A 19,083-nucleotide genomic window follows, 5' to 3' on the forward strand; every position below is an offset into this window, starting at 1 on the left:
GAGATCGCTCGCTTATCCCAGTTGGGCCAGGGCCTGGCGGAAGGCCGACGGCAGGTTGTCGCCGAAACGCACGCGGCCATCGGCCTGGGTGAAGATGCCGGTGCGCGCCAGCCAGGCCTCGAACTCCGGCGCCGGCTTCAGGCCCAGGGTCTGGCGGGCGTAGAGGGCGTCGTGGAAGGAGGTGGTCTGGTAATTGAGCATGATGTCGTCGGAGCCGGGGATGCCCATGATGAAGTTGATCCCGGCCACGCCGAGCAGGGTCAGCAGGGTGTCCATGTCGTCCTGGTCGGCCTCGGCGTGGTTGGTGTAGCAGATGTCGCAGCCCATGGGCACGCCGAGCAGCTTGCCGCAGAAGTGGTCTTCCAGCCCGGCGCGGATGATCTGCTTGCCGTTGTACAGGTACTCGGGGCCGATGAAGCCGACCACGGTGTTGACCAGGAAAGGCTTGAAGTGCCGGGCCACGGCGTAGGCGCGGGTTTCGCAGGTCTGCTGGTCGACGCCGAAGTTGGCGTTGGCCGACAGCGCGCTGCCCTGGCCGGTCTCGAAGTACATCAGGTTTTGCCCGAGGGTGCCGCGCTTGAGGCTCAGCCCGGCCTCGTAGCCTTCCTGGAGGACGTTGAGGTTGATGCCGAAGCTGGCATTGGCCGCCTCGGTGCCGGCGATGGACTGGAACACCAGGTCCAGCGGCACGCCGCGGTTGATCGCTTCGATCGAGGTGGTCACGTGGGTCAGCACGCAGGCCTGGGTGGGAATGTCGTAGCGCTGGATGATGGCGTCGAGCATCTCCAGCAGGGCGCAGATCGAGGCGATGCTGTCGGTGGCCGGGTTGATGCCGATCATGGCGTCGCCGTTGCCGTAGAGCAGGCCGTCGAGGATGCTCGCGGCGATCCCCGCCGGCTCGTCGGTGGGGTGGTTGGGCTGCAGGCGGGTCGACAGGCGCCCGCGCAGGCCCATGGTGCCGCGAAAACGGGTGACCACGCGGATCTTCTGCGCCACCAGGACCAGGTCCTGCACGCGCATGATCTTCGACACGGCTGCGGCCATTTCCGGGGTCAGCCCCGGGGCCAGGGCGCGCAGGCTGGCTTCGTCGGCCTGGTCGCCGAGCAGCCAGTCGCGCAGGCCGCCGACGGTCAGGTGGCTGACCGGGGCGAAGGCCTGCTTGTCGTGGGTGTCGATGATCAGCCGGGTGACTTCGTCGTCTTCGTAGGGAATCAGCGCTTCGTTGAGGAAATGACTGAGGGGGATGTCGGCCAGGGCCATCTGCGCGGCGACCCGTTCGCCGTCGTTGCTGGCCGCGACCCCGGCGAGGAAGTCGCCGGAGCGGGCCGGGCTGGCCTTGGCCATGACCTCTTTGAGGCTGTCGAAACGGTAGGTCTGGTGACCCGCCGTGTGTACGAAACTTGCCATACGCAATCTCCAGGGCGCCGCCGGGTCGTCCGGCGGCGCGGTGTGACGGTCAGTGCAGGGCCTCCTCGGCCTTCTGGATCGCGGCGAACTCTTCCTCCGGCGTGCCGGCCACCAGGTGATGGCGGCTGTACAGGGCGAAGTAGGCGATCAGCACGCCGTAGATGATGGCGGCGCCGATGACCACCCGCGGGTCTACCAGGAAGCCGGCGACCACCGCCAGGCAGGCCAGCACCAAGGCCACGCCGGAGGTGAGGATGCCGCCGGGGGTGCGGTACGGACGCTCCATTTTCGGGCGGCGGATGCGCAGGGTGATGTGCGCGGCCATCATCAGTACATAGGACAGCGTAGCGCCGAACACCGCGACGAGGATCAGCAGGTCGCCCTGGCCGGTCAGCGACAGGGCGAAACCGATGATCCCGGGGATGATCAGGGCCAGTACCGGTGCCTTGCTCTTGTTGGTCTGCGACAGCGCGCGCGGCAGGTAGCCGGCACGGGACAAGGCGAAGATCTGCCGGGAATAGGCGTAGATGATCGAGAAGAAGCTGGCGATCAGTCCGGCCAGGCCGACCAGGTTGACGAAGCTGCCCATCCAGGTCGAGCCGCCGTAGGCCTTGGCCAGGGCTTCCACCAGGGGGTTGCCCGAGCTTTTCAGCGCTTCGGCGCCCGCACCGCCAGGGCCGACCACCAGGATCAGCAGGGCGAAGGCGAGCAGCACCAGCATGGCGCCGATCAGGCCGCGGGGCAGGTCACGCTTGGGGTTCTTGGTTTCCTCGGCGGCCAGGGGCACGCCTTCGACGGCGAGGAAGAACCAGATCGCGTAGGGAATCGCCGCCCACACGCCGACATAGCCGAAGGGCAGGAAACTGCTGGCGCCGACGGCTTCGGTGGGAGCGATGTCGAACAGGTTCTTCGCATCGAAATGGGGCACCATCGCCAAAAGGAACACCGCCAGGGCGATGGCCGCCACCGCGGTGATGATGAACATCAGCTTGAGCGCTTCACCGACGCCGAAGATATGGATACCGATGAAGATGATGTAGAAGGCCAGGTAGATCATCCAGCCGCCGATGCCGAACAGTGACTGGCAATAGGCGCCGATGAACACGGCGATGGCCGCCGGGGCGATGGCGTATTCGATGAGGATCGCGGTGCCCGTGAGGAAGCCGCCCCAAGGCCCGAACGCGCTGCGGGCGAAGCCGTAGCCGCCGCCGGCGGTGGGGATCATCGAGGACAGCTCGGCCAGGGAGAAACACATGCACAGGTACATGGTGGCCATCAGCAGGGTGGCGAGGAACATGCCGCCCCAGCCGCCCTGGGCCAGGCCGAAGTTCCAGCCGGCGTAGTCGCCGGAAATCACGTAGGCGACCCCCAGGCCCACCAGCAGGACCCAGCCGGCGGCGCCCTTTTTCAGTTCGCGTTGCTGGAAGTAGTCGGAACCGACTTTTTCGAAATCTACGGAAGAGCCTGCCGGGGAACCGGCGGAATGATCGCTAGGCATGGGAAGTCACCTGTTGTCTTTTTTCGAGTGGTGAATGCGCTGCAGGAAGCGGGCCAGAGCGGTTAGCTCCGGTTTTTTCAGGGCTGGTGCCGAACCCTGTAGGAGCGGGTTTACCCGCGATTGCTTTGGTGAATTTACCAACGTCATCGCGGGTGAACCCGCTCCTACAAGGGGCCGGGTGTGCTTTAGAAGAAGCCCAAAGGATTGATGTCGTAGCTCACCAGCAGGTTCTTGGTCTGTTGGTAGTGGTCGAGCATCATCTTGTGGGTTTCACGGCCAACGCCGGACTTCTTGTAGCCGCCGAACGCGGCATGCGCCGGGTACAGGTGGTAGCAGTTGGTCCAAACGCGGCCGGCCTTGATCCCGCGGCCCATGCGATAGGCGCGGTTGATGTCGCGGGTCCACACGCCGGCACCGAGGCCGAACTCGGTGTCGTTGGCGATGGCCAGGGCTTCGGCTTCGTCCTTGAAGGTGGTGACGCTGACCACCGGGCCGAAGATTTCTTCCTGGAACACGCGCATGCGGTTGTTGCCCTTGAGCAGGGTCGGCTGGATGTAATAGCCGGTGGACAGGCTGCCTTCGAGCTTCTCGACCTGGCCGCCAGTGAGCAACTGGGCGCCTTCCTTCTCGGCGATCTCCAGGTAGGACAGGATCTTGTCGAACTGCTGCTGCGAAGCCTGGGCGCCGACCATGGTGTCGGTGTCCAGCGGGTCGCCGCGCTTGATCTTCTTCACCTTCTCCATCACCACGTTCATGAACTCGTCGTAGATGGATTCCTGCACCAGGGCGCGGGACGGGCAGGTGCACACCTCGCCCTGGTTGAAGAAGGCCAGCACCAGGCCTTCGGCGGCTTTCTCGATGAAGGACGGCTCGGCCTTCATGATGTCTTCGAAGTAGATGTTCGGCGACTTGCCGCCCAGCTCCACGGTGGACGGAATGATGTTCTCGGCAGCCGCCTTCATGATGTGCGAGCCCACCGGCGTCGAGCCGGTGAAGGCGATCTTGGCGATGCGCTTGCTGGTGGCCAGCGCTTCACCGGCTTCGCGGCCGTAGCCCTGGACGATGTTCAGCACGCCCGGCGGCAGCAGGTCGCCGATCAGTTCCACCAGCACGGTGATGCCCAGCGGGGTCTGCTCGGCGGGCTTGAGGACCACGCAGTTGCCGGCGGCCAGGGCCGGGGCGAGTTTCCAGGCGGCCATGAGGATCGGGAAGTTCCACGGGATGATCTGCCCGACCACGCCCAGCGGCTCGTGGATGTGGTAGGCCACGGTGCCTTCGTTGATCTCGGCGGCGCCGCCTTCCTGGGCGCGGATGCAGCCGGCGAAGTAGCGGAAGTGATCCACCGCCAGCGGGATGTCGGCGTTGAGGGTTTCGCGGATGGCCTTGCCGTTGTCCCAGGTCTCGGTGATGGCCAGTACTTCCAGGTTCTGCTCGATGCGGTCGGCGATCTTCAGCAGTACGTTGGAACGGTCCTGCACCGAGGTGCGGCCCCAGGCGTCTGCGGCAGCGTGGGCGGCGTCGAGGGCCTTGTCGATGTCTTCGGCAGTGGAACGGGGGAATTCGGCGATGGGCTGGCCGTTGACCGGCGAGGTGTTGGTGAAGTACTCGCCTTTCACCGGCGGGACGAACTCGCCATTGATGTAGTTACCGTAGCGACTCTTGAACGAAACCTTTGCGCCTTCGGTACCCGGATGTGCGTAACGCATGGTGTCTCTCCTGGCTTATGAGTTTTGTTGGGGAGGATTCCAAGCGTAGAGCAAAGGTCGGGCCAGTGCCCGGCGAGGGCGCTGGATCAATGATCTGGGGCAGTTCCAGGGACTTTTTCGGCGCAGCTTGTGACAGCTTCGGTACAGGTGGGGTGACACTTTGTACCGCTTGCGGTACAGGCGGTGACCCGGCGGTCAAGCCGCCATTGCAAAGCGCCAGCGCCTGGAGGATGCTGGTTTTCTCTGACCCGCGGAGAACAATAAAAAGTGCAGGGTAATCATCTGAGCCGGCATGCCCGGCAAGTGCTGACGGTCACCCAGGGCAAGGGTGGATTGCAGGGCCCCGGCAGCGATCCGTCGATCGCCCGGTCCTGGCTGCGCTGCCTGGAGGACTACCACCTCGACCCCGGCCTGGCCATGGCGCCCACCGTGCTCGAACACGACCGCGTGCTGGAAAGCCGCGAGCGCCTGCGGCAGGTCCTGCAGATCGCCGATGGCGAGATGAACAGCCTGCACCAGCAACTCTCCGGCGCTGGTCATGCGGTGCTGCTGACCGATGCCCGCGGGGTGATCCTCAACTGTGTCACCGCGCCTACCGAACGGCGCATCTTCGAGCGTGCCGGACTGTGGCTGGGCGCCGACTGGAGCGAGGCGCGGGAGGGCACCAACGGCATCGGCACCTGCCTGGTGGAGCGCCAGGCCGTGACCATTCACCAGGAAGAACATTTCCGCGGGCGCCACACCGGCCTGACCTGCTCGGCGAGTCCGGTGTTCGATCCCCATGGCGAGCTGCTGGCGGTGCTCGACGTGTCCTCGGCGCGGGCCGACGTGTCGCGGCAGAGCCAGTTCCACACTATGGCTTTGGTCAACCTCTCGGCGAAGATGATCGAGAGCTGCTATTTCCTCCGTTGCTTCGAGCATCACTGGTTGCTGCGCTTCCATCTGCAGGCCGAGTCCGTCGGTCTGTTCAGCGAGGGGCTGCTGGCCTTCGATGGCGAAGGGCGCGTGTGCGCTGTCAACCAGAGCGCGCTGAACCTGCTCGGCAACGCTCGTGGCGGCTTGCTCGGGCAGCCGGTGGAGACGTTCTTCGATTGCCGCCTCGATGACTTGCTGGGGCGCGCCACTGCGCTGGCCAGTACCAGCTGGCCACTGCGCACCCGTGACGGTCGCCTGCTGTTCGCCAGCCTGCGCGGCCAGGTCAAGGCACTGGCGCCGTCCATCGCCCCGGTGGTCACGCCGCCGGTACCGACGAAAGCCGCGGAAATCTGCCTGCTCGACCCCGCGCTGCAAAACGACTTCCGTCGCGCCCTGCGCGTGTTCGAGCGCGACGTGCCGTTGCTGCTCAACGGCGAGACCGGCTCCGGCAAGGAAGCCTTCGCCAAGGCCGTGCACCAGGCCAGCCAACGCGCCAGCAAACCGTTCGTCGCCCTCAATTGTGCGTCGATCCCGGAAAGCCTGATCGAAAGCGAGCTGTTCGGTTATCGCGGCGGCAGTTTCACCGGCGCGCGCAAGGAAGGCATGCGCGGCAAGCTGCAGCAGGCCGATGGCGGCACCTTGCTGCTGGACGAAATCGGTGACATGCCGCTGGCCCTGCAGACTCGCCTGCTGCGGGTGCTGGAGGAGCGCCGGGTGGTGCCGATCGGTGGCGAGCCGCAGGACGTCGACGTGCGCATCATCAGCGCCACCCACCGCAACCTGCTGGAGCGGGTCGCGGATGGCAGCTTCCGCGAAGACCTCTATTACCGCCTCAACGGCCTGGAAGTCGCCTTGCCGGCCCTGCGCGAGCGCAGCGACAAGGGCCAGTTGCTCGACTTCATCCTCGCCGATGAAGCCGGCCGGCATGCGGTGCAACTGGACTCGGCGGCACGCCGGCGGCTGCTGGACTTCAACTGGCCGGGCAATGTGCGCCAGCTGCGCAATGTGCTGCGCACCCTGGTGGCGCTGTGCGAGGACGGGTGCATCGGTGTGGGCGATCTGCCGGCATTGATCCGCAATGCACCGCCTGTAACGGCCGAGCCACTGGTGGCTGTGGACAGCCCGCAGCATCCGTTGCACGACGCTGAACGCCAGGCGCTGCTGGCCGCGCTGGAACAGAAGCGCTGGCACATGACGGCGGTGGCGGCGCAACTGGGGGTGAGTCGTAACACCTTGTATCGGAAGCTGCGCAAGCACGGTCTTTCCCGGGGAGCCTGAGCGAAACGCAGGGTGAGATTTTTCCCTCCCTGGGCTACCCTGCCTGCACGTTTCCCGAGGTTGACCATGCACATTCATATTCTTGGTATCTGTGGCACTTTCATGGGCTCGCTGGCGGTGCTGGCCAAGGAGCTCGGCCACCATGTCACCGGCTCCGACGCCAACGTCTACCCGCCCATGAGTACCCAGCTCGAAGCCCAGGGCATCGAGCTGACCCAGGGCTATGACCCGGCGCAACTGGACCCGGCCCCCGACCTGGTGGTGATCGGCAACGCGCTGTCGCGGGGCAACCCGGCGGTGGAACATGTGTTGAACAAGGGCCTGCCCTACGTCTCCGGCCCGCAATGGCTGGCCGACCATGTGCTGCAGGGGCGCTGGGTGCTGGCGGTGGCCGGCACCCATGGCAAGACCACCACCAGCAGCATGCTGGCCTGGGTCCTCGAACATGCGGGCATGAGCCCGGGCTTCCTGATCGGCGGCGTGCCGCAGAACTTCTCGGTGTCGGCGCGTCTCGGCGCCACGCCGTTCTTCGTGGTCGAGGCCGACGAATACGACAGCGCCTTCTTCGACAAACGCTCGAAATTCGTCCACTACCGTCCACGTACCGCGATCCTCAACAACCTGGAGTTCGATCACGCGGACATCTTCCCGGACCTGGCAGCGATCGAGCGGCAGTTCCATCACCTGGTGCGAACCATCCCGAGCGAAGGCCTGGTCATTCACCCGACCACGGAACCTGCGATCCAGCGCGTGATCGAGATGGGCTGCTGGACCCCGGTGCAGACCACCGGCGCCGGTGGCCAATGGCAGGTGCGCCTGCTCAGTGAAGACGGTTCGCGCTTCGAAGTCAGCTTCGACGGCGACGTGCAGGGCACGGTCGAGTGGGAACTGACCGGCCAGCACAACGTTGCCAACGCCCTTGCCACCCTGGCGGCGGCAAGGCATGTCGGCGTCGTGCCGGAGCTGGGCATCGCCGCGCTGAGCGCGTTCAAGAGCGTCAAGCGGCGCATGGAAAAGGTTGCCGAAGTGGATGGCGTGACCATCTACGACGACTTTGCCCACCACCCGACGGCCATCGCCACCACCCTCGACGGCCTGCGCAAGCGTGTCGGCGAGGCGCCGGTGATCGCGGTGATCGAGCCGCGCTCCAACTCCATGAAGCTCGGTGCCCACCGCGATGGCCTGCCGGAAAGCGTCAAGGACGCCGACCAGGTGATCTGGTACGCGCCGCCGAACCTTGGCTGGGACCTGGCCACGACGGCTGCCGAGTGCACTGTCCCGGCGGTAGTGGCGGACAGCCTTGAAGCCATCATCGAGCGGGTCAAGGGCCAGGCGCGTCCCGGCACCCAGGTGGTGATCATGAGCAACGGCGGCTTCGGCGGCCTGCACGGCAAGCTGGCCGAGGCGCTGCGCGGATGACTGGCCCGGAGCGCATCACCCTGGCCATGACCGGCGCGTCGGGGGCGCAGTACGGCCTGCGCCTGCTGGACTGCCTGGTGCGGGAAGATCGCGAGGTGCACTTCCTGATCTCCAAGGCGGCGCAACTGGTGATGTCCACCGAGACCGACGTGGTGCTGCCGGCCAAGCCCCAGGCGATGCAGGCGTTCCTCACCGAGTACACCGGCGCCAGCGCCGGGCAGATCCGGGTGTATGGCAAGGAAGACTGGATGTCGCCGGTGGCCTCGGGCTCCGGCGCGCCGGCGGCGATGGTGGTGGTGCCCTGTTCCACGGGAACCCTTTCGGCCATCGCCACCGGGGCCTGCAACAACCTGATCGAGCGGGCGGCGGACGTGACCCTCAAGGAGCGTCGGCAATTGATCCTGGTGCCGCGGGAGGCGCCGTTCTCCACCATCCACCTGGAGAACATGCTCAAGCTGTCGCAGATGGGCGCGGTGATCCTGCCGGCGGCGCCGGGTTTCTATCACCAGCCGCAGACCATCGACGACCTGGTGGACTTCGTGGTCGCGCGGATTCTCAACCTGCTGAACATTCCCCAGGACATGCTGCCGCGCTGGGGCGAGCATCACCTCGGGGGCGAAGAGTGAAGCGGGCGTTGTTGTTCGGCTTGCTGGTGGTGCTGTGCACCACCGGCTGCGCGACGGTGCGGACGCTGGATGCGGCCAAGCCGGGGGCGCCGGTGGTGTACTCCGGGACGCGCCTGGACTTGTATGCATTGCAAGGTGGGTGCTGTGCGGAGGATCGCTTCGGCGCGCAGGCACCGGCTTATCCGGCGCTGGACCTGCCGGGGAGTGCGGTGCTGGATACGGTGTTGTTGCCGTTGTCGGTGCTGACCGTGCTCGGGGTGGGCTTCCAGGCCTCCGGCGGTCTTTAGGCCTGCACTAAACCTGTGGGAGCGGGTTCACCGGGACGCCGGACCGCCGCGATTGCGGTAGTGAGCCCACCGACGTCATCGCGGGTAAACCCGCTCCCACTCATTTCCCCAGTTTCCTGAGTTCATCGGACTCGACGATCCGGATCCCGTCCTGCTCCTCCAGCGCCAGCCGCCACAGCGCCCTGGCCAGTTGGCAGGCCTCGATGCCGTGGTACTTGCCCGGTATCAGCTTCGACAGGCTACCCGCCACCTTCTCCGCCAGGCGCGGTTCGGCGCGCTCGCCCAGCAACAGCGATGGCCGGGCGATGGTCAGTTGTGGCCAGTCCTGGGCCTTGAGCGCCTCTTCCATCTCGCCTTTGACCCGGTTGTAGAACACCGAAGACTTGGGATCGGCACCGATTGCACTGACCACCAGCAGGTGCCGCGCGCCCATCTCCCGGGCGCGCTTGCTGAACGCCACGACCATGTCCAGGTCCACGGCGCGGAACGCATTTTCCGAGCCCGCCTGCTTGATCGTGGTGCCCAGGCAGCAGAACGCGATATCCACCCGTCCGCTCAGTTGCGGGAGAAATACCGCCGGATCGCCCACCGGGTTTTCCAGGTGCGGATGCTCCGCCAATGGCCGGCGGGTAGGGGCGAGCACACGGCTGATGGTCGGCTCGCTGAGCAGGCGGTCGAGCAGGTGTTCGCCAGTGAGGCCGGTAGCTCCGGCAAGCAGAATGTGCTGCGGCGTCAAGTACATATTGTTTCTCCCTTGATACACATCAGCTTAGTGGCTGGTGGCGCTTTTTTCCTCAAGCGCAGCGGTGCTGTGCAGGGCTTTCCTGGCCTGTTGCTGGCGCAGTTTCTGCCAATGCGCCAGCACGCCCTTCGGTGCCCAGATCTGCGGTTCGGAGGCCTCGAAGTCCTCGGCCTGTTCCCGTTGGGCCACATGGGCGCGGGCGAGTTCGAACGCTTGTTGCAGGTCGTCGGTCTGGTTCAGTGCCTGGGCGAACAGGGCATCGCCGAAATAGGTGAAGTCGGCTTCCTCGGAACAGCCGAAGGACACACGGTCGGCCCGCGAAGCGGTCATGACCAGGGTGCGTTCGTCCTTGAGCGCGTCGATGTAGCCACCGGAATAGCAGGCCGAGATGACGATTACCTTGTCGCGCTCCTTGAGCGGGGCGAGGGCGGCAGCCAGTTCGTCGGCGGGCAGGTCGGCCAGTTGCAGGCGCGGCTGGTCCAGCACCAGTTCGTGTTCGTGGCTGCCGTGGCTGGTCAGGTAGATGAACACCAGGTCTTCCGGGCCGCTGCGCTCGGCCAGGCGCCGGGCAGCGCGGGCGAGGTTCTCGCGGGTGGCCATGGTGCGGTCGGCGAGGTGGTCGCGGTGGTTGACCAGGGTGACCTGGCCAATGGCGCCGAAGCGGGTCTTGAGCATCGCGCTGACATAGTCGGCTTCGCGCAGGAACACGCTCTGGTTGCCGTCGCCGGCCAGGGCCAGGCTGTACAGCTCGATCTCGGGACTGGAGGCGGGGACCTTGGCCAGTTCCCGTTCCAGCAGCGCGCCCTGGTTGAGCAGCGCTTCTTCCAGCGGGTCCGGGAGCAGGTGGCCCTGGTCGTCACGTACTCGCAGGCCGTTGATCCAGCGCCCGGCCTCGACCTTGCCATCGGCCAGCACCAGGCGTCCGCTGCCCTGGTAGGCGTCGTTGTCGAAGCCGCCGGTGTAGACGCTGCCGTCCGCCAGTTGCAGGCGGCCCTTGCCGGCGAAGCGCCATTCGCGGAAGCCGCCCTTGTAGTGGCTGCCATCCACGGCGAACAACTCTCCCGGGCCGGTCAGCGAGCCGTCCTTGAATTCGCCGATCCAGACGTCGCCGTCGGCGTTTTCATAGCGACCGCGACCTTCCAGGTGATTGGCCTTGAACTCGCCGATGTACTGGTCGCCCTCGGCGCTGCTGAAGGTGCCGGTGCCGTTCAGTTCGCCGTCGACGAACTTGCCGCTGAACTGGTTGCCGCTGGTATCGCTGCGCACGCCTTCGCCATTTGGCTTGCCCTTGGCAAACTGGCCCTGGTATTGGCTGCCATCGGCCAGCACCAGTTGCCCGGCGCCGCTGTACTGGTCGTCCTTGAACTGGCCGCGGTAGTGGCCGCCGCCGTCGCGCAGGATGCCTTCGCCGTCGCGCCGGCCCAACTTGAAACCGCCGCTGTAGCTGCTGTTGGCGGTGGTCAGCTTGCCCTGGCCGTGGAACAGGCCCTGCTGGAACTGGCCGCTGTAGACCTCGCCGTTGCTGCCGTGCCATTCGCCCTGGCCATCCCACTGGCCGTCCTTGAAATGGCCGGCATACCAGCTGCCGTTGGGGTAGTCGATGCGTCCCTCGCCCTGCAGCAGTCCATCCACCACCTCGCCCCGGTAGCGGCCGCCATCGGGCAGGCGGGCATCGGGGGGCGAAAGCGATTCTCCGTCACCACAGGCGGCGAGCAGGAGAACCAGGGCAAATGGAGCGAGTGGGCGCATGGCGGGGTCCGGACGGTTGAAGCCCCGAGTATGCCGTACAACCTAGGTGAGGGTGAAACGGCCCGTAGGCCGTTTCGGTCAAGCGGGGATCAGACGAAGGCCAGGGACAGGGGTTCGGCGATGTACGCCGGCTTGTCCTCACCCTCGATTTCCAGGGTGGCGGTGGCCTTGAGCAGCCACTGGCCGGGTTTCTTCTCGGTGACCTCGGTCAGGCTGACCGCCAGGCGCACCCGTGAGTCGACCTTTACCGGCTGGATGAAGCGCACGCTGTCCAGGCCGTAGTTGACCACCATCTTCAACCCCTGGGGCAGGACCAGGATGTCCTCCATTAGTTTGGGAATCAGGGAAAGGGTGAGGAAACCGTGGGCGATGGTGCTGCCAAATGGCGTTTTTGCCGCCTTTGCCGGGTCCACGTGGATGAACTGGAAGTCGCCGGTGGCCTCGGCGAACAGGTTGATGCGTTCTTGATCGATCTTCAGCCATTCGGAACGTCCAAGTTCCTTTCCAACGTACTGCGGCAGCTCTGCAACGGGTACATAGGGCATCGCGACTCTCCTGACTGTCTTTGAGTTTTTTGTGACCAACGAAGATACGAATGCTTAAGATCAGCACGCGCTGATGGCTCGGTCAAGCCCCCATGGTCTGGGCGAATGTCGGGGTATAGGGCACTCGATAGCGTGCTTATAATGGCCGCCAGGTTCGAGGGGAGGTTTGCGATGTTGTTGCGCGGTTTGACGTGGCTCGTGCTGTTCCAGTTGCTCGGAACGGCGATCAATCACCTGGCGGTGCCCATTCTGCCCGGCCCGATCATCGGCCTGGTGTTGTTGCTGGTGTTCCTCATGCTGAGGGGCGAGGTGGGTGCGCCGTTGAGCGAGGCGTCGGCCAGCCTGCTGCGCTACCTGCCGTTGCTGCTGGTGCCGCCTGCGGTCGGGGTGATGGTCTATGCCGCCGATATCGTCGCCGACTTCTGGGCCATCGTCGGCGCCCTGGTGCTGTCGCTGGTTTTGGCCATGGCTTTCTGCGGCGTGCTGATGCAGAAGATGATCAACCGCGGCAAGCACCACAAGGAGCAGCCATGATGCTCGACTGGCATGGCGCGACCCAGGCGGTGATCCACCATCCGCTGTTCGGCATCGGCATTACCCTGGCGGCGTACCAGATCGTCATCGCCGCCTACGAAAAGACCCGCTGGATCTTCCTCCAGCCGGTGCTGGTGTCGATGCTCGTGGTGGTCGGCATCCTGCTCGGCTGCGGGCTGACCTACGCCGAGTACCGCAAGAGCACGGAGATCATGAACATCCTCCTCGGCCCGGCCACCGTGGCCCTGGCCGTGCCGCTCTATCTCAACCTGCGGCGCATCCGCCAACTGTTCTGGCCGACATTTACTACGCTGGTAATCGGAGGCGTGTTCGCCACCGGCATCTGCCTGCTGCTGGGTTGGTGGTTCGGTGCCGAGCACATGATCCTGATGACCCTGGCGCCGAAGTCGGTGACCTCGCCGATCGCCATGCTGGTGGCCGAGCAGATCGGCGGCGTGGCGGCCCTGGCCGCGGTGTTCGTGCTGATCACCGGGGTGATCGGCGCGATCTTCGGCCCGGCGCTGCTCACCCGCCTCGGCGTGCGCAGCCCCGAGGCACGCGGGATGGCGCTGGGCCTGACCGCCCACGCGGTGGGAACATCGGTGGCCTTGCAGGAAAGTGAAGAGTGCGGGGCTTTCGCGGCCCTGGCCATGAGCCTGATGGGTGTGGCGACGGCGGTGTTCCTGCCGCTGGCGGTCAGCCTGGTTGCCTGAGGAGCTGCAATGAGTTTGCCCCTGTTCACCCTGAACACCGTGCTGTTTCCCGGCTGCAACCTGGATTTGCAGATCTTCGAGGCGCGTTACCTGGACATGATCGGCCGCTGCATGAAGCAGGGCGGCGGCTTTGGCGTGGTCTGCATCATCGAGGGCGAGCAGGTCGGCAAGGCTCCCGAGTCCTTCGCCGGCATCGGCTGCCAGGCGCTGATCGAGGATTTCCAGCAGCAGGACAACGGCCTGCTGGGGATTCGCGTGAAGGGTGAGCGGCGCTTCATGGTCGACGAATTCGAGGTGCGCAAGGACAACCTGCTGGTGGCCGACGTGCGCTGGCTCGACGAGCAGGCCGACCAGCCCCTCGACGAAGAGGACGACGACCTGCTGGCGCTGTTGCTGGCCCTGGCCGAGCACCCGATGGTGTCCGGCCTGGACATGGCCAGCCGGGTGACTGGCAAGCAGTCCCTGGCCAACCAGCTGGCCTACCTGCTGCCGTTCGATGACCAGGACAAACTCAAGCTGCTGGCCATCGATTCTCCCACCCAGCGCCTGGTGGCAATCCAGGCGCTGCTCGACCGTATCCAGGGCGAACTCTTCGCCTGAACCTCAGTACTGATAACGCAGCAGGGCGTGGGGCAGCGCGTGCAGGGCGAAGAAGCCCAGCACGCCGACGCAGGCCGGCAGGACCAGCCACCAGACCCGCAGCGGCATGGCGGTCAGGGGCTCGCGGTACTGGATCACGCTCAGGCTCACCGCGCAGACGCAGCAGGCCAGCAGGCCGCCGGCGAGGATGTCGGTCGGCCAGTGCGCGCCGAGGTAGACCCGCGAGGTCGCGATCGCCAGGGCCGGCAGGCAGCCGAGCAGAATCCAGGTCAGGCGCATGCGCGGGGGCTGGCCACGACCGGCCAGTACCGCCAGGGTCAGGAAGAAGGCGAACGACGCCGAGCTGTGGCCGCTGGGCATGCTGTAGGTGGTCAGGGGATCGGTCAGTACTTCCGGGCGAGCGCGGGCGAAGAATGCCTTCAGCGTTGCATTGCCCAGCGCGGTGCCGCCCAGGGTGGCGGCGGCGAAAAACGCCGGGCGCCACTGTCGTGCAAGCAGCAGCAGGAGCACCAGCACGGCTGCCGCGATGAACTGGGTACGGAAATCACCCATGCGGGTGATCAGCACCATGGTGCCGTCCAGCCAGGTGCTGCGGTGTTCCTGGATCAGGGTCATCAGGCCCTGGTCGAACTGGCTGAGGTAGGGCCAGCCGATGAAGATTGCTGCCAGCATGACCAGGCTCACCGCGCCGATCAGGCGGGTGCCGCGGTGCTGGTTGCGCAGGGCACAGCTGATGCTCAGGCCCACCAGCACCGCCAGGCACGCTGCGACTGTCCCGGCCTGCGGCCAGAAGCCTTCCGGCAGCGGCAGGCGCATGGCCGCGCCGGTGGCCCAGCCGGGCAGCAGGTAGGCCACCGACCAGCCGGCACCGGCGATCAGGCTGACAGCGATGAAGCGCGGCAGCGGCATGTCGAACATGCCGGCGACCATCGGCAGCATTGGCCGCAGCGGGCCGATGAAGCGGCCGACCAGCAGGCTGGCGATGCCGTAGCGCTGGAAGTAGGTTTCCGCGCTGCCGATCCACTCCGGGTGATGGCGCAGCAGCGGCAGGCGCCGGATGTTCTGGTGGAAACGACGGCCCAAGGTGTAGGAAATCGCATCGCCGAGAATCCCGCCAAGAAAGCCCAGCAGCAGGGTTTCGTGCAGCGACAGCGCGCCGCTGCCAGCCAGCACGGCGACGGCGAACAGGAGCACGGTGCCGGGGACGATGATCCCGGCGATGGCCAGGCATTCCACGCAGGCCACCAGAAAGATCGCCAACCCCAGCCATTGCGGGTTTGCGGTCAGCCAGCCGGTCAGGCTGTCGAGCCATGGGCCCATGGTGTCAGTTTCCTTGTGTCAGAACAGTGAAGTCGCGCCCTTCGACCTGGCCACGGCGCAGCGGGTTCCGCGTGCAGTGGCGGGCGTATTCGGCGTCTACGAAGCGCAGCGGCAGATGTTCGTCGCGGCCCTTGGGAATGCCCAGCCGGCTGGTCTGGATAATGTGTTGCACCATGATTCCGCAGTCCTCGACGAACAGTTGCTCCGCATCGAAGCGTCTTGCGTCCCAGTCCGGCACTTTCAGGCCCAGGGCCTTGCACAGCAGGGTCTGTCCGGCGCACAGGCGCTCCGGCGGGCGGGGCTGGCCGCTGGCGTCGGGGTTGTTCAGCTGCATTTGTGCCAGGCTATTGCTGTTCGAGACGGCATCCACCCAGGGGTACCCGGACTTGATCAGCACGGCGTTGCCCGGCCCTTGGGCGCTGAAGTTCAGCGAATCGCCACCACGGGCGTAATACATGTAGATATGCCCGCCATCGAGGAACAAGGCTTTTCGTTTCTCGGTGTAACCAAGGGAGGCATGGCTGCCTTTCTCGTCGAGGTAGTAGGCCTCGGTCTCGATGATCCGCGCGGACAGCCAGTAGGGGCCGTGGCGATGGCGGATGATCTTGCCCAGCAGGTCCCTGGCCAGGACCTGGGCGTCGCGGTCGAAGAAGGCGTGGGGCAAGGCCCGGGCAGGGCAGGGGGCGGGTTGCGGCATCGGGGTTCTGGAATGGGGAAATGAAGCCCGGATGATAGCAATTTCTTCCTTTACCAAAGCTGAACGGTGTCGCTGCTGCTTACCGCCCGACTGTCACCGCTGGGCGTACAACCCCATGACAGTTATACTCATCCGATTTTCCCCTCCGCCAAGACACTGAGCCCCATGACTGAGTCCGTTCTTGACTACATGACCCGCCTGGGTCGCGCCGCCCGCGAGGCGTCCCGCGTCATTGGCCGTGCCAGCACCGCGCAGAAGAACCGCGCGCTGCACGCCGCCGCCGACGCCCTGGACGCTGCCCGCGCCGAACTGTCCGCCGCCAACGAGCTGGACCTGGCCGCCGGCCGGGCCAACGGCCTGGAACCGGCCATGCTCGATCGCCTGGCCCTGACCCCGGCCCGCATCGACGGCATGATCGTCGGCCTGCGCCAGGTCGCCAGTCTCCCGGACCCGGTGGGCGCGATCCGCGACATGAGCTATCGGCCATCGGGCATCCAGGTCGGCAAGATGCGCGTGCCACTGGGCGTGATCGGGATCATCTACGAGTCGCGGCCGAACGTGACCATCGATGCAGCCAGCCTGTGCCTGAAGTCGGGCAACGCCACCATCCTGCGCGGTGGTTCCGAGGCGATCCATTCCAACCGCGCCATCGCCACCTGCATCCAGCGTGGCCTGGCGGCAGCCGGTTTGCCGGCTGCGGTGGTGCAGGTCGTGGAAGTCACCGATCGCGAGGCCGTGGGCGCGCTGATCAGCATGCCGGAGTTCGTCGACGTCATCGTGCCGCGCGGCGGCAAGGGCCTGATCGAGCGCATCAGCCGCGACGCGCGGGTTCCGGTGATCAAGCACCTCGATGGCATCTGCCACGTCTACGTCGGCGAACACGCCGAGCTGGACAAGGCCCGCCGTATCGCCTTCAACGCCAAGACCTACCGCTACGGCATCTGCGGCGCCATGGAGACCCTGCTGGTGGATTCCAGCGTCGCCGCCGAGTTCCTTCCGGAAATGGCCCGCCAATTCCGGGAAAAAGGCGTCGAACTGCGTGGCTGCGAGCGTACCCGCCTGGTCATCGAGGCCGCCCCGGCGACCGAGGACGACTGGCACACCGAGTATCTAGCGGCGATTCTCTCGATCCGCATCGTCGACGGCGTCGACGCGGCGATCGAGCACATCAACCACTACGGTTCGCACCACACCGATTCCATCGTCACCGAGCACCAGGGCCTGGCCCGGCGCTTCGTCGCCGAAGTGGACTCGGCGTCGGTGATGATCAACACCCCGACCTGCTTCGCCGATGGCTTCGAGTATGGTCTGGGCGCGGAGATCGGCATTTCCACCGACAAGCTGCATGCCCGCGGCCCGGTTGGGCTGGAAGGCCTGACCTGCGAGAAGTACGTGGTCGTCGGCGACGGCCAGCTGCGTGGACAGGAGTCCTGCTGAGTTGAGCAAGGCCCCGGCGATCCGGCGGATCGGCATTCTTGGCGGCACGTTCGACCCCGTGCACATCGGCCACCTGCGCAGTGCGCTGGAGGTGTCCGAATTCATGGGGCTCGACGAGCTGCGCCTGCTGCCCAACGCCCGCCCGCCACACCGCGATACCCCGCAGGTGGCGGCAATGGATCGCCTGGCCATGGTCCGCTGCGCGGTGGATGGCGTCGAACGGCTAAGCGTGGATGACCGCGAGCTGGCCCGCGACAAGCCGTCGTACACCATCGACACCCTGGAGTCGCTGCGCGCCGAACTGGGCGCCAGCGACCAGTTGTTCCTGCTGATGGGCTGGGATGCCTTCTGCGGGTTGCCCGGCTGGCATCGCTGGGAAGAGTTGCTGAAACACTGTCACATCCTGGTGCTGCAACGCCCGGATGCCGATGTCGAACCCCCAGACGAGCTGCGCAACCTGCTGGCTGCGCGCTCGGAGAGCGATCCCACCGCCATGTCCGGCCCGGCGGGGAACATTTCGTTCGTGTGGCAGACGCCGCTTTCGGTGTCCGCCACGCAGATCCGGCAGCTGCTGGCCAGCGGCAAGTCGGTGCGGTTCCTGGTGCCGGACGCAGTACTGGCCTATATCGAGACGCACGGTCTCTATCGTGCGTAGAACGGCAGGTGCCCACGGGCGCCGCTTTCAATGAGTTGAAACGAGTTTCTTATGACCAAGCAAAACATCACCGGCGAAGAGCTGGTCCAGCTGGCCAAGTCGGCCCTGGAAGAAGTCAAGGCCCAGGACATCCAGGTCATCGACGTGCGCGACAAGCACAGCCTGACCGACTACATGATCATCGCCACCGGTACTTCCAACCGGCAGATCAACGCGATGGCCGAGAAGGTCCGCGAGCTCGTCAAGCAGAAGGGCGTGATGCCACTGGGCGAGGAAGGCAAGGGCGACAGCGACTGGGTCCTGCTCGACCTGAACGATGTCATCGTGCACATGATGACCGCCGCTGCCCGCCAGTTCTACGACCTGGAGCGCCTGTGGCTGGGTGCCGAGCAGAGCCGTGCCGCCGATGGCAAGCACCACAGCCCGGAAAACACCCACGAGCATTTTGCCAAGCTCAACAAGGACATGGACTGAGGGTAGCGTCGTGCGTCTGCGTCTGATCGCGGTCGGCTCGCGCATGCCCAAGTGGGTCGAGGAAGGCTGGCATGAATATGCCAAGCGCCTTCCTGCGGAGCTGTCCCTGGAACTGGTGGAAATCCCGCTCAACACCCGGGGCAAGAACGCCGATGTCGCCCGCCTGATCCGCCAGGAGGGCGAGGCCATGCTGGCGAAGGTCCAGCCAGGGGAACGGATCGTTACCCTGGAGGTCCATGGCAAGCCCTGGAGCACCGAGCAACTGGCGGTCGAACTGGACCGCTGGCGACTGGATTCGCGCACCGTCAACCTCATGGTCGGCGGCCCGGAAGGGCTGGCGCCAGAGGTGTGCGCGCGCAGCGAGCAGCGCTGGTCGCTGTCGCCGCTGACCCTGCCGCACCCCCTGGTACGGATACTGATCGGCGAACAGATTTATCGCGCCTGGACCGTGTTGTCCGGGCACCCTTACCACAAATAAGCC

The 19,083-nt window shown here is 65.8% G+C and carries 19 protein-coding genes; 11 read left to right on the top strand and 8 right to left on the bottom strand.

The window, feature by feature from the left end; all coding sequences use genetic code 11:
• Positions 1 to 12: 12 nt before the first annotated feature.
• The 3 genes from V0R59_RS02650 to exaC all read right to left on the bottom strand — a co-directional run bounded on the left by V0R59_RS02650 (position 13) and on the right by exaC (position 4,611).
• Positions 13 to 1,407, bottom strand: a complete 1,395-nt coding sequence (locus V0R59_RS02650) for an ethanolamine ammonia-lyase subunit EutB (protein ID WP_330073188.1) — start codon at positions 1,405 to 1,407, stop codon at positions 13 to 15.
• Positions 1,408 to 1,456: 49 nt separating this feature from the next.
• Positions 1,457 to 2,905: an ethanolamine permease gene (gene eat / locus V0R59_RS02655; protein WP_330073187.1), complete on the bottom strand. Its 1,449-nt coding sequence runs from the start codon at positions 2,903 to 2,905 to the stop codon at positions 1,457 to 1,459.
• Between the two features lie 185 nt (positions 2,906 to 3,090).
• The gene (gene exaC / locus V0R59_RS02660) at positions 3,091 to 4,611 is read right to left on the bottom strand and encodes an acetaldehyde dehydrogenase ExaC (RefSeq protein ID WP_330073186.1); all 1,521 of its coding nucleotides are present in this window, start codon (positions 4,609 to 4,611) and stop codon (positions 3,091 to 3,093) included.
• A gap of 267 nt (positions 4,612 to 4,878) precedes the next feature.
• On the opposite strand from exaC, the gene V0R59_RS02665 reads away from it, so the two are divergent.
• The 4 genes from V0R59_RS02665 (at position 4,879) to V0R59_RS02680 (ending at position 9,136) form a co-directional block, all read left to right on the top strand.
• The gene (locus V0R59_RS02665) at positions 4,879 to 6,804 is read left to right on the top strand and encodes a sigma-54-dependent Fis family transcriptional regulator (RefSeq protein WP_330073185.1); all 1,926 of its coding nucleotides are present in this window, start codon (positions 4,879 to 4,881) and stop codon (positions 6,802 to 6,804) included.
• 66 nt (positions 6,805 to 6,870) lie between these two features.
• Complete coding sequence (gene mpl, locus V0R59_RS02670) at positions 6,871 to 8,223, top strand: UDP-N-acetylmuramate:L-alanyl-gamma-D-glutamyl-meso-diaminopimelate ligase (protein WP_330073184.1); 1,353 nt, start codon at positions 6,871 to 6,873, stop codon at positions 8,221 to 8,223.
• Complete coding sequence (gene ubiX / locus V0R59_RS02675; protein WP_330073183.1) at positions 8,220 to 8,849, top strand: flavin prenyltransferase UbiX; 630 nt, start codon at positions 8,220 to 8,222, stop codon at positions 8,847 to 8,849. Before mpl ends, ubiX begins: the two co-directional genes overlap by 4 nt.
• Positions 8,846 to 9,136: a YceK/YidQ family lipoprotein gene (locus tag V0R59_RS02680; protein ID WP_330073182.1), complete on the top strand. Its 291-nt coding sequence runs from the start codon at positions 8,846 to 8,848 to the stop codon at positions 9,134 to 9,136. Before ubiX ends, V0R59_RS02680 begins: the two co-directional genes overlap by 4 nt.
• A gap of 100 nt (positions 9,137 to 9,236) precedes the next feature.
• On the opposite strand, the gene V0R59_RS02685 is transcribed toward V0R59_RS02680, so the two are convergent.
• The 3 genes from V0R59_RS02685 to V0R59_RS02695 all read right to left on the bottom strand — a co-directional run bounded on the left by V0R59_RS02685 (position 9,237) and on the right by V0R59_RS02695 (position 12,172).
• Complete coding sequence (locus tag V0R59_RS02685) at positions 9,237 to 9,878, bottom strand: oxidoreductase (RefSeq protein ID WP_330073181.1); 642 nt, start codon at positions 9,876 to 9,878, stop codon at positions 9,237 to 9,239.
• A 27-nt stretch (positions 9,879 to 9,905) separates the two neighbouring features.
• A complete protein-coding gene (locus V0R59_RS02690; RefSeq protein ID WP_330073180.1) occupies positions 9,906 to 11,627 on the bottom strand; it encodes a C13 family peptidase in 1,722 nt (573 codons plus the stop codon).
• 89 nt (positions 11,628 to 11,716) lie between these two features.
• The gene (locus tag V0R59_RS02695) at positions 11,717 to 12,172 is read right to left on the bottom strand and encodes a MaoC family dehydratase (RefSeq protein WP_330073179.1); all 456 of its coding nucleotides are present in this window, start codon (positions 12,170 to 12,172) and stop codon (positions 11,717 to 11,719) included.
• A gap of 171 nt (positions 12,173 to 12,343) precedes the next feature.
• Between V0R59_RS02695 and V0R59_RS02700 the strand changes: the two genes are divergently transcribed.
• From V0R59_RS02700 to V0R59_RS02710, 3 genes are read left to right on the top strand one after another with little or no spacing between them, the layout of a single operon-like run.
• Positions 12,344 to 12,706: a CidA/LrgA family protein gene (locus V0R59_RS02700; RefSeq protein ID WP_330073178.1), complete on the top strand. Its 363-nt coding sequence runs from the start codon at positions 12,344 to 12,346 to the stop codon at positions 12,704 to 12,706.
• Positions 12,703 to 13,419 carry an LrgB family protein gene (locus V0R59_RS02705; RefSeq protein ID WP_330073177.1) on the top strand — a complete coding sequence of 239 codons (717 nt, stop codon included), beginning with the start codon at positions 12,703 to 12,705 and terminating at the stop codon, positions 13,417 to 13,419. Before V0R59_RS02700 ends, V0R59_RS02705 begins: the two co-directional genes overlap by 4 nt.
• 9 nt (positions 13,420 to 13,428) lie before the next feature.
• The gene (locus V0R59_RS02710) at positions 13,429 to 14,019 is read left to right on the top strand and encodes an LON peptidase substrate-binding domain-containing protein (RefSeq protein WP_330073176.1); all 591 of its coding nucleotides are present in this window, start codon (positions 13,429 to 13,431) and stop codon (positions 14,017 to 14,019) included.
• Between the two features lie 3 nt (positions 14,020 to 14,022).
• Here V0R59_RS02710 and V0R59_RS02715 read toward each other — a convergent pair whose 3' ends face one another.
• Both V0R59_RS02715 and V0R59_RS02720 read right to left on the bottom strand, forming a co-directional pair.
• On the bottom strand, positions 14,023 to 15,339 hold the full coding sequence (locus V0R59_RS02715; RefSeq protein ID WP_330073175.1) for a bifunctional DedA family/phosphatase PAP2 family protein: 1,317 nt from the start codon (positions 15,337 to 15,339) through the stop codon (positions 14,023 to 14,025).
• A gap of 4 nt (positions 15,340 to 15,343) precedes the next feature.
• Positions 15,344 to 16,036 carry a DNA-3-methyladenine glycosylase gene (locus V0R59_RS02720; RefSeq protein WP_330073174.1) on the bottom strand — a complete coding sequence of 231 codons (693 nt, stop codon included), beginning with the start codon at positions 16,034 to 16,036 and terminating at the stop codon, positions 15,344 to 15,346.
• Between the two features lie 165 nt (positions 16,037 to 16,201).
• On the opposite strand from V0R59_RS02720, the gene V0R59_RS02725 reads away from it, so the two are divergent.
• From V0R59_RS02725 to rlmH, 4 genes are read left to right on the top strand one after another with little or no spacing between them, the layout of a single operon-like run.
• Positions 16,202 to 17,473 (top strand): glutamate-5-semialdehyde dehydrogenase, encoded by a 1,272-nt coding sequence (locus tag V0R59_RS02725; RefSeq protein WP_330073173.1) that lies wholly within the window; start codon positions 16,202 to 16,204, stop codon positions 17,471 to 17,473.
• 1 nt (position 17,474) lies between these two features.
• Positions 17,475 to 18,128, top strand: a complete 654-nt coding sequence (gene nadD, locus V0R59_RS02730; RefSeq protein WP_330073172.1) for a nicotinate-nucleotide adenylyltransferase — start codon at positions 17,475 to 17,477, stop codon at positions 18,126 to 18,128.
• A 51-nt stretch (positions 18,129 to 18,179) separates the two neighbouring features.
• Entirely contained in the window at positions 18,180 to 18,602 is a 423-nt protein-coding gene (gene rsfS / locus V0R59_RS02735; RefSeq protein WP_330073171.1) for a ribosome silencing factor, read from the top strand.
• Positions 18,603 to 18,612: 10 nt separating this feature from the next.
• A complete protein-coding gene (gene rlmH, locus V0R59_RS02740) occupies positions 18,613 to 19,080 on the top strand; it encodes a 23S rRNA (pseudouridine(1915)-N(3))-methyltransferase RlmH (protein WP_042123718.1) in 468 nt (155 codons plus the stop codon).
• The last annotated feature ends 3 nt before the right edge of the window (positions 19,081 to 19,083 follow it).

Source organism: Pseudomonas ulcerans (assembly GCF_036324125.1).
Classification (GTDB): Bacteria; Pseudomonadota; Gammaproteobacteria; order Pseudomonadales; family Pseudomonadaceae; genus Aquipseudomonas; species Aquipseudomonas ulcerans.